This is a genomic window from Bradyrhizobium sp. WYCCWR 13022 (assembly GCF_030435535.1).
In the GTDB taxonomy this organism is placed as follows: domain Bacteria; phylum Pseudomonadota; class Alphaproteobacteria; order Rhizobiales; family Xanthobacteraceae; genus Bradyrhizobium.
Map to the genome: position 1 here is coordinate 125,875 of NZ_JAUIZJ010000001.1, position 11,944 is coordinate 137,818.

The window sequence follows — 11,944 nt, forward strand, 5'->3', positions numbered from 1 at the left end:
CCGTCGCCATCTTCGCAGGTTCGTTCTCATGCCGGTCTCCGCAAAGCCGCTCAATCGTCTCCGCCAGGTGTGGAGCGAGGGCCGTCCCGCCTTCGGTGCGATCGCAACGATCCCGAGCGTGCAGATGGTGCAGATCATGGCGCGCTCGCTCGACTGGATCATCGTCGATCTCGAGCACGGGCCGATCGGGCTCACCGAAGCCCATGCGATGATCGCGGCGACGACAGGAACGCCGTGCACGCCCCTGGTGCGGATCGCGGCGAACGAGCCGTGGCTTGCCAAGGCACCGATGGATATCGGCGCCTTCGGCATCAACTTCCCGATGATCACCAATCGCAACGAGGCCGAGAAGGCGGTGCGCAGCGTGCGCTATCCGCCGCGCGGCGACCGGCTCTGGGGCCCCTTCCACGCCCCGTTCCGCTGGGGCCAGTCGATGCCGGACTACATGGCGTCGGCCGACGACGAGATGATCTGCATGGTCACCATCGAGCATGTCGACGCCGTCAACCGCATCGACGAGATCATGGCGACGCCGGGCATCGACGTTGCCGTCATCGGTCCCGGCGATCTCGCCACCTCCATCAACAAGCGCGGCCAGATGGACGATCCGGAATTGCAGGAGCTGATCGCGCGCGCCGAGGCCGGCATCCTCAGAAGCGGCGTGCCGATCGGCGGCGTCGCACGAACCGCCGACCAGGCCAACCAGCTGATCGACCGCGGCTACCGCGCGATCGCGCTCGGCTTCGACTGGTCGCTGTTCCAGCGCGGCCTCATGGCGGCGTTCGACGGGATCAAGCGCTGAACGGACCGATTGCCGCGGCCAACCGGGTTGGTTCGTGCTAGAGGAAGCGGCGAGCGGGAGGCCGTTCGCTGCACATATTTTCATCTGCTGGAACCGAAAGAGCGATGCGCGGGACGCCAAAGACCATTTCGATGCCTCGCCGCCTGATTTGCGACCTGATGCGTGCGTCGATGGACGTTCCGTTCGTTTCGTTGTCCCGTTCGCTCAATATCCGCCCCCTGCTGGAGGTTCGTGCAGGTGTGATGGCACCGGCCGGCTGGGCGGCGATGTTCGTCAAGGCCTTTGCCCTGGTAGCCCGGGAAGAGCCGGTCCTGCGCACCGTCTACGCCAAATGGCCCTGGCCGATGCTCTACGAACTCCCCCATAGCGTCGCGTCGGTCGCCATTGCCCGGGTCGAGGACGGTGAGGAATGCGTGATGCCGCAGCGAATCGCGGCCCCCGAGGCCATGGCGCTGTCCGCGGTCGACAGCGAAATCCGCCGCGCCAAGACGGCGCCGATCGACGACGTCCCGATGTTCCGCAAGATCATGCGGGTGACCCGCCTGCCGCTGGCGCTGCGGCGCCTGTCCTGGGCCGTAGGGCTGAATTTCGGCCGGCAGCGCGGCAACTGGTTCGGCAGCTTCGCGGTGAGCTCGGTGGCCGCCTACGGCGGCGGTGAGCTCCATCCCATTACGCCAGGTCCGTTCATCGTCAGCTATGGGGTGGTCGAGGGCGACCAGACCATCCATGTCGTGATCCGCTGGGACCACCGGGTCACGGACGCGGCCCCCATCGCCCGGGTCCTGACCCGGCTGGAACAGGTCCTGAACACTGAAATTGCTGCCGAATTGCGCGCTGCCAGCTCCAAGCCGATCCGGGCGGTCGGAAGCTGATTCCGAGGCCATTCGCATTGACAGCGAACCCCAAACTCCCCTAAAAGCCGCTTGCTCGCGGGCCGATTTCGGCCCGCGAAGCGTTTCGCGACCCGTGGTCCACTCCCTTAAGCTTTGGGGATCGGACCTGTCGGTGCCGGGATCATCCCGTCACACAGGAGGGCGCGTTTCCTCAAACCATGCAACCGACGAGGACGCGATGACCAAGCGCAGTGAGGCGAAGTACAAGATCGATCGCCGTATGGGCCAGAACATCTGGGGCCGCCCGAAGAGCCCCGTGAACCGCCGCGAATACGGCCCCGGCCAGCACGGCCAGCGCCGCAAGGGCAAGCTCTCGGACTTCGGCGTGCAGCTGCGCGCCAAGCAGAAGCTGAAGGGCTACTACGCCAATATCAGCGAGCGTCAGTTCCACGGCATCTACGTCGAGGCGAGCCGCCTCAAGGGTGACACCGGCGAGAACCTGATCGGCCTCCTCGAGCGTCGTCTCGACGCGGTCGTGTACCGCGCCAAGTTCGTCTCGACGATCTTCGCCGCCCGCCAGTTCATCAACCACGGCCACATCAAGGTGAACGGCCGCAAGGTCAACATCTCGAGCTACCAGGTCAAGGTCGGCGACGTCGTCGAGGTCAAGGAAGCCTCCAGGCAGCTCGCCCACGTTCTCGAAGCCAGCCAGCTTCCCGAGCGCGACACCCCCGACTATCTCGAAGTCGACCATGGCAAGATGACCGCAAAATATGTGCGCATCCCCGGCCTCTCCGACGTGCCGTTCCCGGTGCAGATGGAGCCCCATCTGGTCGTCGAATTCTATTCGCGCTAAGATCTGAATATCGAAAGGCCCCGGTTCGCCGGGGCCTTTTTGTTTAAGAGCCACAATTCAGTGGCCGCACTGCTTTGAGGAGCCGACGAATGCTCTACACCCCTCCCCCCGTTGACCCCAAGGCGCCGCCGGTGCGCATCAATCTGCTCTCGGACACGCAGACCAAGCCGACGCCTGCGATGCGCGAGGCGATGGCGCGGGCCGAAGTGGGTGACGAGCAGGTCGGCGACGATCCGACCGTGAATGCGCTGTGCGAACGCGTCGCCGAGCTGATGGGCAAGGAAGCCGCGGTCTACATGCCTTCGGGCACGATGTGCAACGTCACCGCGACGCTGGTGCATTGCCGCCCCGGCGACGAGATCCTCGCGCACGAGACCGCGCACATCATCGCCCGCGAAGGCGGCGCGCATGCTGCGATCGGCGGCTTCCAGGTCACGCAGCTCGAGGGCCCCGACGGCCAGTTCACGCCGGAGACGTTCCGGAAAGCTCTGCATCCGCGCACGCGCTACCAGCCGCCGCAGACGGTCGTCAGCGTCGAGCAGACCGCCAATATCGGCGGCGGCACGATCTGGAAGAAGGCCGCGCTCGACGAGATCGTCGCGATCGCCAAACAACACGGCCTCGTCACCCACATGGACGGCGCACGCCTGCTGAACGCCACTGTGGCAAGCGGCATTTCCCCGCGCGACATGACGGCGGGATGGGATTCGGCCTGGATCGACTTCTCCAAGGGCCTGGGCGCGCCGATCGGCGGCGTGCTTGCCGGCACGCGCGCCTTCATCGACGCGGTCTGGCAGTGGAAGCAGCGCCTCGGCGGCTCGATGCGGCAGGCCGGCATCTGCGCGGCCGCCTGCATCTATGCGCTCGACCATCACGTCGAGCGCCTTGCCGACGACCACGCCAACGCGCGCGCGCTCGCGCGCGGCCTGTCGCAGATCGCAGGCATCGAGGTGCAGGAGCCCGAGACCAACCTCGTGTTCTTCAAACCCGATGGCGCCGGCATCGCCGGCGACAAGATGGTCGCAGCACTCCGCCAGCGCGGCGTGACGCTCGCGATGATGGACGGCCGCATCCGCGCCTGCACCCATCTCGACGTCAATGCGAACCAGGTCGAGGAAACGATCGGATATGTCAGAGAGATCGTGCGCGGGGCGTAAAAACGCGTCGAAACGAGAGTCTACCGCGCCATCGCCTGATAGATCAGCGTCTTCAGCCCGAGTTGAATCCGGCCGCGCTGCGACGGTGTCTGCACCATGAAGATTCCGAACAGATCGTCTTCGGGATCGATGAAGAAAAAGGTGCCGCCGACGCCGTCCCAGCGATATTCGCCAAGCGGCCGCGACGTGCCCGGCCGCACCGACGTGCGCACGGCAAAGCCGAGGCCGTAGCCGCTGGTCTCGCCCGGATAAAAGTTCTTGTCGCGCTCGACGTGGGTTTCGGGACCGACGTGATCCGACGCCATCAAGGCGATGGTTTCCGGCTTGAGGTAGCGTCGGCCTTCGTAACTGCCGCCGTTGAGCAGCATCTGCGAGAAGTGCGCATAGTCGCCGACGGTGCCGACCAGGCCGCCGCCGCCGGACTCCCATCGCAGCGGTTTCCTGATATCGCGAACCTTCGCCATCGGGCTGAGCACGCGATCCTCCGGCATCGGCTCGGCGATGCGCGGCCACTTGGCGGGATCGGCGACGTAGAACGCCGTGTCCTTCATCCCGAGTGGATCGAACAGCCGCTCCTTCGCGAACTCGAACAGCGATTTCCCCGATATCACCTCGATGATTCGACCGAGCACGTCGAAAGAGAGGCCGTAGTCCCAGATCGTGCCGGGCTGCTCGGCGAGCGGCAGCGTTGTGATCTTCGCGACCAGCTCGGCATTGGTCAAAGCCTTGTTGTCGAACAGACCGGCGTCGGCATAGAGCTTGTTCACCAGGTCCCCGCCATAGTAGCCGTAGGGGAGTCCGGCGGTCTGGCGCATCAGATCCTCGATCGTCACCGGACGTTTGAGCGGCTCCAGCTCCAGCGAGATCCTGTTGTCCTCGGCCCTCTTCTCGACGCCAACCTTCATGTCGGCAAAGGCCGGGATGTACTTCGAGACGGGATCGCTGATCGCGAGCTTGCCCTCCTCGACCAGCATCATCGCCAGAACAGAAGTGACCGGCTTCGACATCGAATAGAGCCGGAAGATCGTGTCGGCGCTCATCGATATCTCTGTCGCGACGTCGCGGACGCCGAAATTCTCGTTATAGACCGGGTTGCCGTGCTGCTGGAGCAAGAGGATCGCACCCGGAATCTTGCCGGTCGCGATCTCGTTCCTGACGTAGTCGGAGACTTTGGCGAGGCCCTCCGGCGTGAAACTGTGCGCGCGGCCCTCGGAGCCCGCTTGTGCACCAACGACGCCGAACAAAAGGACGAGCGCCGCGACCAGCCCGCGGCGCTCGCGCATATCAGTTCTCCATGGCTTCATAGACCAGTTGCTTCAGTGTCCGCTGGATGCGCTGCCGCTCGCTCGGAGTCTGCTCCAGCAGCACAAAGAACATGTCCTGCTTGGGATCGATCACGAAATAGCAGCCGGATGCACCGTCCCACTTCAATTCCCCGAGATCGCCGGGCGGCGGCGGCTTTGCGTTGCCGGGATCGGTGCGGATCGCGAGGCCAAGGCCGAAACCGAAGCCGTCGCCGGGGAAGTAGAAATAGTCGCGTTCAACGCCGGAGCCCGGGCCGATCTGGTCGGTCGTCATCAGCTTGAACGTCTCGGGCTTGAGAATGGTCTTGCCGTCGAAAGAGCCGCCGTTGAGCAGCATCTGCGCGAAGCGCTCGTAATCGGCCATGGTCGTCACCATGCCGCCGCTTGCGAACTGGATCTTCTTGACGACCGTCGGATCGTTGATACGGCCAACCCGGAAATCACTGTCGTTCGGCACCGGCTGGGCCAGCAGCTTCTGCTTCGCGGGGTCTGTGACCAGGAAGCCGGTATCGACCATGCCGAGCGGCCCGAGCAGCAAGTCCCGCTCGATATCGAGCAGCGACTTGCCTCCCGCGACTTCCATCACGCGGGCCAGGATGTCGGTGGAATGGCCGTATTGCCAGAGCGCCCCCGGCTGATTGTGCAGCGGCAGCTTTGCGATGCGCTCGGCGAACTCGGCAAGGTCGAAATCGCCGGCATAGATGTTGGCGGCGCGATAGGCCTGGCGAACCAGGCTGTCGCCATAGAAGCCGTAGGTGATGCCCGAGGTGTGGGTCATCAGATCCTTCACCGTCATCGGCCGGTTCGGCGGCACCAGCTCGAGCGTCTTGGTGCCGTCTTCGGCCTTCTTCTCGACGCCGACCTTCACATTGGCGAAGGACGGGATGTACTTGGAGACGGGATCATCCAACTTGAACTTGCCGTCCTCGAGCATTTTCATCGCGACCACCGAGGTGATCGCCTTGCTCATCGAGAACAGGCGGAAGATCGTCTTGTCGGTGATGGGAGCCTTGCTGACCACGTCCTGCACGCCGAAGGCCTCGTGATAGACCGGCTTGCCGTGCTGCTTGATCAGCACGGTCGCGCCGGCGATCTTGCCGGTCGCAACCTCGTTCTTGAAGAACTCGCTGATCTTGCCGAGCTTCTCCTGATTGAAATGCGCCCCGGCCGGAATCTCGTAGGTGCCCTCCGCGTGCGCGATCGACATCGCGCCAAACGAGACAAGGGCACCGCAAACCAACGCTCGTAGTCCAATATTTAAAATCATATCCCCTCCCCGGAACATGGCTGGCGGAGTGTAATGAGCGCGCTGTCAGGCACAAGGGCCGCCGTATCGCGCCAAAACGTCGGTGTGAAGGGCGGCGCTCGCCTCCGAGAAACAGCAAAATATGACACGGTTGACCGAGGGAGCCGTCGGCAGGGCCTCGATGGTCGTATGGACCGCAACCCTGGCGGCCTGATCCGCCGGGAAGCGATACACGCCAGTCGGGATCGCGGAGAATGCCAGCGAGGTCAGCTGATTGGCCTGGGAGAGCTCGAGCGCGCGGCGATAGCAGGAACCGAGCGCCTCGGCCTCACCACGGCCGCCGCCATGCCAGACGGGGCCAACAGCGTGGATCACATGGCGCGCGGGCAAACGGTAACCCTTGGTGATCCTGGCATCACCGGTCGGGCATCCACCGAGCGTCCGACATTCGGCAAGCAGCTCGGGACCGGCAGCGTCGTGGATCGCACCATCGACGCCGCCTCCACCAAGAAGCGATGAATTGGCGGCGTTGACGATGGCATCAACGCTCAGCGTGGTGATGTCAGCAACGATGACGTCGAGCTCCGCGCCGCCGATCCGGCGCGTCAGCACCGCCACGGATCAGGCCGCGACGACGACGCCCTTCTCGGAGAAGAGCTGCTGCAATTCGCCGGCCTGGAACATCTCGCGGACGATGTCGCAGCCGCCGATGAACTCACCCTTCACGTAGAGCTGGGGGATGGTCGGCCAGTTCGAATATTCCTTGATGCCGTTGCGCAGTTCGGCGGATTCGAGCACGTTGAGGCCCTTGTAGCCGACGCCGACGTGGTCGAGGATCTGGACGACCTGGCCGGAGAAACCGCACTGCGGAAATTGCGGCGTACCCTTCATGAACAGAACCACGTCGTTCGACTTCACTTCGTTGTCGATGAATTCCGCGATGCTCATATCCGTGTCCTTCTGGGGCTCGAGCCCTCAACATTTTCCTCGGGCCGGCTCAGCCGATCTAACCCGATACCTACCTATATATGTAGCCCAAACCGTTGTGCATCCAAAGTAAAATGGCGGCGAACGGCCCCTAGACATCGGGCCTGGGCGGCCTCGTCACCATTACATGATGGCACGAATATCATCGCCGGGGAGGACTTTCATACCGTAACGGAGCCCCTATCTAGGACGAACCTTGGTTTTGGAACCGGGGCACGCCAACAGCGTTCTCTTGTCCTGTCTGGAGAAAAACGTGACGAAACAAGCCTCCGCTACGGCCAGTCCGCCGCTTTCGTCACTATCGGCCGCCCCAGGCGGTCTCGCGCAGGGGCTGGAGAGCAGTTTTCTCGCCGTCCGCACCGAGACCGAGCGCCGGGCCGCGCCGCTCTCTCCCGAGGACCAGCAGATCCAGTCCATGCCGGACGCGAGCCCGGCGAAATGGCACCGGGCCCATACCACCTGGTTCTGGGAACAGTTTCTGCTCGGCGAGCACGTGCGAGGCTACCGGCCTTTCCACCCCGACTTCGCCTTCCTGTTCAATTCCTATTACGTCAGCGCAGGCCCCCGCCATGCCCGCAATCATCGCGGTGACATCACCCGGCCCAGCGCCGACGAGGTCGGCGCCTATCGCAACTATGTCGATGCGGCGGTCGTCAAATTCTTTCGCGAGGCCGGCGAGGACAAGCTCCGTGAGGTGGCGCCACTCGTCGAGGTCGGGCTGAACCACGAGCAGCAGCATCAGGAATTGATGTTCACCGACATCCTGCACGCCTTCGCGCAGAGCCCGGTCTATCCCGCTTACGATGCGGACTGGCGCTTTCCACCCGCCACGCGCACGGGCGATGACTGGCTGACGCTCAACGAAGGCATCCACACCGTCGGTCATGTCGACGACACCTTTCATTTCGACAACGAGAAGCCGGCACACCGCGCGCTCGTCGGCCCCGTGAAGGTCGCGCGCAATCTCGTCACCAATGGCGAATGGCTCGCCTTCATGCGCGACGGCGGCTACCGGCGTGCGACGCTGTGGCTGATGGACGGCTTCGCCGCGGCCAGCAAGGAAGACTGGCAGGCGCCGGGGCATTGGCGCGAGGTCGATGGCGGATGGCAGGTGATGACGCTGGCCGGCCTCGAGCCGGTCGATCCGGACGCGCCGGTCTGTCACGTCAGCTATTACGAGGCCGATGCATTCGCGCGCTGGTCCGGAAAGCATCTGCCGACCGAAATGGAATGGGAAGTCGCGGCCCGCACCAAGCAGCTCAACGACGCCTTCGGCATCGTCTGGCAGTGGACGCGGTCGTCGTATTCCCCCTACCCCGGCTACCGCGCCGTCGAAGGCGCGCTCGGCGAGTACAATGGCAAGTTCATGGTCAACCAGCTGGTGCTGCGCGGCTCCTCGCTGGCGACGCCTGAGGGTCACAGCCGCGTCACATATCGCAACTTCTTCTATCCGCACCACCGCTGGCAATTCACCGGGTTGCGGCTGGCTGACTACCTCTGAAGTCCTTGAAGTCTCATCCGACGACAAATACGCGCCGGACAGCGCGTTCAGGAGAGTATCATGAATGTGCACGCCAGCGCTTTGGCCGAAGCCCATCTCCCCGACGAGCAGACCACAGCCTTCGCCCGCGAGGCGATCGAGGACCTCTCGCAGCAGCCGAAAAAACTGTCGCCGAAATATTTCTATGACGCGACCGGATCGGAATTGTTCGAAGCGATCACGCGCCTTCCGGAATACTATCCGACGCGCACCGAGCTCGCGATCCTGAGGGAGCGCGGCAGCGAGATCGCACAAATCATTCCCGAGAACGCCGCACTGGTCGAGTTCGGCGCCGGCGCGACCACGAAGGTCCGCCTGCTGCTGAACCAGTCAAAGTTCGCGGCCTATGTCCCGGTCGACATCTCCGGTGACTTCCTGCAAGCGCAGGCCAATGGCCTGAAACGCGATTTCCCGTCGCTCGGCATCTATCCGGTGGCCGCCGACTTCACCACGCCGTTCGAGCTGCCGAAAGCGGTCGCATCGATGCCCAAGGTCGGCTTCTTCCCGGGCTCGACCATCGGCAATTTCGAGCCGCACGAGGCACAGGCCTTCCTCAAGAGTGCCCGCCAGATTCTGGGCAACGGCGCGCAGATGATCGTCGGCGCCGACCTCGAGAAAGAGGAGCGCCTGCTCCATGCCGCCTACAATGACGCGGCCGGCGTCACCGCACGGTTCAACCTCAATGTGCTGGTGCGGATCAACCGCGAGCTCGGCGGCAATTTCGATCTCTCCGCCTTCACCCATGGCGCGATCTACAATCACGACCGTCACCGAATCGAGATGCACCTGATCAGCCGGAAGAGCCAGACCGTGCGCCTGCTCGGCACCAGCTTCTCGTTCCGGCCCGGCGAGAGCATCCACACCGAGAACAGCTACAAATACAGCCTCGAGCGCTTCGCCGCGCTGGCGCAAGGCGCCGGCTGGCGCGTGCGCGAGAGCTGGACGGACGCAGCCAAGATGTTCTCGGTGCACGCGCTGGAGGCGGCGGAGTAATCGCTCCGGCGCCTCAACGCTCCGCGGCCTCCTGCCGCTTCGATCCCAGCGACACCGATTCCCACACCGCGACGACGATCATGATCACGCTCGTGGCGACCGACAGCCAGAGTGGCGAGAGATCGGCGGCGAACCACCACAGCGCCAGCAGCAGGATGATTCCGATGCCGTGGGAAAGCTGGAGGAAGCCGCGGATCGAGTGCTTGAACAGGATGGTGCCGACCAGGAACACCATGGGACCGCCGATCGTGCTGACGATGGTGCGGACGTCGGAATGTCCCGAGGGGTGCTTCAGCACCAGCTCGTCCGAGACCGCGGTCAGGATGATGCCGGCGACGATCGGCATGTGCAGATAGGTATAGGCGAGCCGCGCCAGACGGCCGGATTCAGCCGATTTCGAGATCCGCTCGGAGCCGGCCTCGGCGCCCTTGTGGAAATAGACCCACCACATCGCGATACTGCCGACCAGGGCCGCGACGAACGCCAGGATGTTGTCCGCGGTCCAGTCCAGTTCGGCAAAGGTCGCGCCGTTGACGACGACGGCCTCGCCCAGCGCAATGATGATGAAGCCGGCGCAGCGTTCGGCCATGTGGCCGCCCTCGACGGCCCAGGCCTCGACCGACGAAAAACCCAGCTTCGGCACCCAGAAGCGCACCGCGGGCGAGACATATTCGATCGCGAGGGCGACGATCCAGAACCACAGCCTCTCCTCGCCATGGGCGAGACCGCCGAGGATCCAGAAGATCGCGGAGCCGCAGAGCCAGACCAGGATGCGGATCGCGTTGTGCCTCACGGCGGTGCGATGGTGCGGGGTCGCGAACAGCCAGAACGCGGTGCGTCCGACCTGCATGGCCGCATAGGCGATCGCAAACCACAGGCCGCGGCCGTCGAAGGCAGCAGGGATCGTGGTCGACAGCACGAGGCCGCCCAGCATCATCAGGAAGATCAGGATGCGGACCGGCGTCAGCTCGGGATTGAGCCAGTTGGTGACCCAGGCGGTGTAGACCCACACCCACCACACCGCCAGGAACAGCAGCGTGACTTCGACCGCCCCGAGCGGCGTGAAGTGGTGCAGCAGCGTGTGCGAGATCTGGGTGACGGCGAAGACGAAGACGAGGTCGAAGAACAGCTCGGCATTGGTGACGCGGCTGGGCTGGTTCGGCACGATGACGCGAAACATCGCGCCGCGCGGATTGTCCGCAGCCATCAGCGTCCCCTGCGCGCGATCAGGTCAGGTGCAACCTGTTCAAGGACTTGGTACGCCGGTTTGCAGCGCCAGCGCATGCAGCACGCCGCCCATCTGGCCCTGGAGGGACCGATAGACGATCTGGTGCTGCTGGACGCGGGATTTGCCGCGGAAGGATTCCGAGATCACGGTCGCAGCATAGTGGTCGCCATCGCCGGCGAGGTCACGGATGGTCACCTCGGCATCGGGGATCGCTGCCTTGATCATCGCCTCGATATCGTGGGCGTCCATGGGCATTCGGGTCTTGCTCCTTGTGTCGGCTTTCGGCCTCGGCCTCGAATCGCTTGCCGGGGGTCCCCTTGCCGGCGAGGCCAAACTTAGCGTGAACGGCCTTCTACGTCACGCCTTCAGGCACTATATCCCTGATCCCATCAGGACAAAGGCACGACAAAGTGCCGCGCGCGGCAGTTTGATCGAAAAGGCGTGAAACCATGAAGCTTCCGGGCCCCGACCATCCCATCACCATCACCCAAAATCCCCGCCGCGTCCGCGTGACGGCGGGCGATATCGTGATTGCCGAGAGCACCAAGGCGCTGACGCTGAAAGAGGCCAGATATCCGGCGGTGCAATATCTGCCGCGGGAGGACGCGAATATGGCGCTGCTGGAGCGCACCGCGCGCACCACCCACTGCCCTTACAAGGGCGACGCCAGCTATTACAGCATCAAGGCCGACGGCAAGACGCTCGACAACGCCATCTGGACCTACGAGACGCCCTTCCCCGCGATGACGGAGATATCAGGTCATCTCGCCTTCTACCCGGACAAGGTGAAGATCGAGGAAGTGGGATAGTCCCCGGCGCCTGGCTAGGCCCTGAATATCGTGAGCCCGAGAACGAGCAGCACCAGGAAGATCACGACGAAGACGTAGAACAGGAAGCGGGCGACATCGGCGGAGGCGGCCGAGATGCCGGTGAAGCCGAGCACACCGGCCACGATCGAGATCAACAGGAAGATCAGCGCCCATTTCAGGATAGTCATC

The 11,944-nt window shown here is 64.0% G+C and carries 14 protein-coding genes; 7 read left to right on the forward strand and 7 right to left on the reverse strand.

Annotation, left to right across the window (positions count from 1 at the left end; translation table 11 throughout):
- Positions 1-28 precede the first annotated feature (28 nt).
- From QY049_RS00655 to QY049_RS00670, 4 genes are all read left to right on the forward strand, one after another.
- A complete protein-coding gene (locus QY049_RS00655; RefSeq protein WP_301268596.1) occupies positions 29-802 on the forward strand; it encodes an HpcH/HpaI aldolase/citrate lyase family protein in 774 nt (257 codons plus the stop codon).
- Positions 803-906: 104 nt separating this feature from the next.
- Positions 907-1,674, forward strand: coding sequence for an acyltransferase (locus tag QY049_RS00660; RefSeq protein ID WP_301268597.1), 768 nt, complete (start codon positions 907-909; stop codon positions 1,672-1,674).
- Positions 1,675-1,873: 199 nt separating this feature from the next.
- Positions 1,874-2,491 (forward strand): 30S ribosomal protein S4, encoded by a 618-nt coding sequence (gene rpsD, locus QY049_RS00665; RefSeq protein WP_258766350.1) that lies wholly within the window; start codon positions 1,874-1,876, stop codon positions 2,489-2,491.
- A gap of 89 nt (positions 2,492-2,580) precedes the next feature.
- A complete protein-coding gene (locus QY049_RS00670) occupies positions 2,581-3,648 on the forward strand; it encodes a low specificity L-threonine aldolase (RefSeq protein ID WP_301268598.1) in 1,068 nt (355 codons plus the stop codon).
- A 20-nt stretch (positions 3,649-3,668) separates the two neighbouring features.
- Here the strand turns inward: QY049_RS00670 and QY049_RS00675 are convergent, their stop codons facing one another.
- Genes QY049_RS00675 through grxD form a run of 4 tightly spaced genes read right to left on the reverse strand, consistent with a single transcriptional unit; the run spans position 3,669 to position 7,146 of the window.
- Positions 3,669-4,931, reverse strand: coding sequence for a serine hydrolase (locus tag QY049_RS00675; protein ID WP_301268599.1), 1,263 nt, complete (start codon positions 4,929-4,931; stop codon positions 3,669-3,671).
- Position 4,932: 1 nt separating this feature from the next.
- Positions 4,933-6,219 (reverse strand): serine hydrolase, encoded by a 1,287-nt coding sequence (locus QY049_RS00680; RefSeq protein WP_258766347.1) that lies wholly within the window; start codon positions 6,217-6,219, stop codon positions 4,933-4,935.
- Positions 6,220-6,264: 45 nt separating this feature from the next.
- Positions 6,265-6,816, reverse strand: a complete 552-nt coding sequence (locus QY049_RS00685; RefSeq protein ID WP_301268600.1) for an O-acetyl-ADP-ribose deacetylase — start codon at positions 6,814-6,816, stop codon at positions 6,265-6,267.
- A 3-nt stretch (positions 6,817-6,819) separates the two neighbouring features.
- Positions 6,820-7,146, reverse strand: a complete 327-nt coding sequence (gene grxD, locus QY049_RS00690; RefSeq protein ID WP_128926634.1) for a Grx4 family monothiol glutaredoxin — start codon at positions 7,144-7,146, stop codon at positions 6,820-6,822.
- Between the two features lie 241 nt (positions 7,147-7,387).
- Between grxD and egtB the strand changes: the two genes are divergently transcribed.
- Together egtB and egtD are read left to right on the forward strand one after the other, a co-directional pair.
- Entirely contained in the window at positions 7,388-8,686 is a 1,299-nt protein-coding gene (gene egtB, locus QY049_RS00695; RefSeq protein ID WP_301268621.1) for an ergothioneine biosynthesis protein EgtB, read from the forward strand.
- 60 nt (positions 8,687-8,746) lie between these two features.
- The gene (gene egtD, locus QY049_RS00700; RefSeq protein WP_301268601.1) at positions 8,747-9,718 is read left to right on the forward strand and encodes an L-histidine N(alpha)-methyltransferase; all 972 of its coding nucleotides are present in this window, start codon (positions 8,747-8,749) and stop codon (positions 9,716-9,718) included.
- Between the two features lie 13 nt (positions 9,719-9,731).
- On the opposite strand, the gene QY049_RS00705 is transcribed toward egtD, so the two are convergent.
- Together QY049_RS00705 and QY049_RS00710 are read right to left on the reverse strand one after the other, a co-directional pair.
- On the reverse strand, positions 9,732-10,925 hold the full coding sequence (locus QY049_RS00705; protein WP_301268602.1) for a low temperature requirement protein A: 1,194 nt from the start codon (positions 10,923-10,925) through the stop codon (positions 9,732-9,734).
- 39 nt (positions 10,926-10,964) lie between these two features.
- Positions 10,965-11,201, reverse strand: coding sequence for a BolA family protein (locus QY049_RS00710; protein WP_092228036.1), 237 nt, complete (start codon positions 11,199-11,201; stop codon positions 10,965-10,967).
- Between the two features lie 194 nt (positions 11,202-11,395).
- On the opposite strand from QY049_RS00710, the gene QY049_RS00715 reads away from it, so the two are divergent.
- Positions 11,396-11,755 carry a DUF427 domain-containing protein gene (locus QY049_RS00715; protein WP_194481935.1) on the forward strand — a complete coding sequence of 120 codons (360 nt, stop codon included), beginning with the start codon at positions 11,396-11,398 and terminating at the stop codon, positions 11,753-11,755.
- A gap of 14 nt (positions 11,756-11,769) precedes the next feature.
- Here the strand turns inward: QY049_RS00715 and QY049_RS00720 are convergent, their stop codons facing one another.
- Positions 11,770-11,943 carry a DUF1328 domain-containing protein gene (locus QY049_RS00720; RefSeq protein ID WP_027525383.1) on the reverse strand — a complete coding sequence of 58 codons (174 nt, stop codon included), beginning with the start codon at positions 11,941-11,943 and terminating at the stop codon, positions 11,770-11,772.
- Position 11,944: the final 1 nt, after the last annotated feature.